Below are 1,377 nucleotides of genomic sequence, written 5' to 3' on the forward strand. Positions count from 1 at the left end.
CTCGAGAGGCCAACCCTGGTGCGCGCGCCGGACCCGGATGCGAACGCCGCTGGGGCAGACAAGATCGCGCCAGCGAGCGCGGATACCGCCTCCGGCGAGCCAGCCCGGGAACAGACACTCGGCATCGCGGCCGAGAATGCACGGCGCAGGCTGCGCTCGATGATGCGCACCGGCGACGAGAAGACAGCGACCGCCGAGCCTTTCAAGGGCGCCGACACCTATATGAAATTGCGCGAGACAGCGCTGACGGGAAACGCCGCGTTCTTCCAGACCGCGCTCGCCGATGCACTCGACATCGATTTCGAGATCGCGCGGTCGCTCACCGCCAACCAGAATTATGCCTCGCTGCTTGTCGCCTTGCGCTCGCTCGACCTCAGCGAAGACAGGGCCTTCCTGGTCACGGTTGCCGTCTATCCCAGCCAGTTCCCGCACCCGCAGGCTATCCGGACTTTCCTCGACCGCTACCGGCTGCTGCATCGCGAGGCGGCCCAGGACAAGATGCGGTCGTGGAGAGCGGAAATCCTTTCAAGGGTGGTTCGCGGCGCAGCACCTGCCAACAGCGATACACGCACCGCTTCGAACAGCGACGATGCGGCGGCTTCTTCCGGCCTCAGGGCGTCTTCACGGAAATAAGCTCCTCGACGGGCACGGCACCGGCCTCGATTTCGACCACCCAGATGTCGGGATCGAATTTTTTCTCCCGTTCCAGCCTGGCTTCGAGCACCGCGGGATCGTCACCAGCTCCGAGCAGAGTGAAAAACCGGTCGTCGGGCTTGGCCGAATCATAGCTTGTCTGCGGCGCCGGCCCGAACAGGGCAACCTCACCCAGCCTGCCCCGCGCCAGCACGAACACAGCGCCGGCCTCGGTCGCGCCACGCTTGACCACGGCGGCAAATCCACCGGCGCCGAAAATCCGGCGCAACAGGGCCGAAACCCACAGATCCGATGTGACGCGCATGAGAGAGCTCCCGAAACTGCCGGTTCTCTATCGATATTTCCGCCGCTCGGCGAGCCGTCGTTTCGGCCGTCAGTTGGTCAGGCCGATCTCGCGCATCTTGACGTAGACGATCTCATCGGGCTCGCCGGTCTGCGGCAGCCCGAACAGCGACTGGAATTCCTTGATCGCCGCCTTCGTGCGCGCGCCGACGACACCATCCAGCTGCATGTCGTCATTGCCGAACGCCTTGAGCCCGGCCTGGATCTTGACGATGCGGGCATCGGGCGCTTGCGTCGCGGCATCCGCCTGCCCGGAATTTGTCTGTCCCGAACCTGTCTGCAAAGACACCGGAACGGCGGCCGGCATATCCGGGCGCGGCTGCGGCCTGGGCACGACGGAAGCTGTCTTCGGCGTCGCGCCCAGTTGATCGAGCAGAAGCG

2 protein-coding genes and 1 pseudogene are annotated in these 1,377 nt (G+C 65.2%); 1 reads left to right on the top strand and 2 read right to left on the bottom strand.

All coding sequences use genetic code 11. From position 1 onward, the window contains the following. Positions 1-633, top strand: a pseudogene (locus EN914_RS35525) (hypothetical protein); the annotation flags it as partial. Here EN914_RS35525 and EN914_RS35530 read toward each other — a convergent pair. Both EN914_RS35530 and EN914_RS35535 read right to left on the bottom strand, forming a co-directional pair. Continuing rightward, on the bottom strand, positions 611-958 hold the full coding sequence (locus EN914_RS35530) for a DUF1491 family protein (protein WP_013532655.1): 348 nt from the start codon (positions 956-958) through the stop codon (positions 611-613). The pseudogene EN914_RS35525 and the gene EN914_RS35530 sit on opposite strands and share 23 nt — an antisense overlap. Positions 959-1,027: 69 nt before the next feature. Then, the coding region (locus EN914_RS35535; RefSeq protein ID WP_206527320.1) for a peptidoglycan-binding domain-containing protein at positions 1,028-1,377 on the bottom strand (350 nt) is incomplete at its 5' end.

This window comes from Mesorhizobium sp. M7A.F.Ca.CA.001.08.2.1 (genome assembly GCF_003998455.1).
Lineage (GTDB): Bacteria > Pseudomonadota > Alphaproteobacteria > Rhizobiales > Rhizobiaceae > Mesorhizobium > Mesorhizobium ciceri.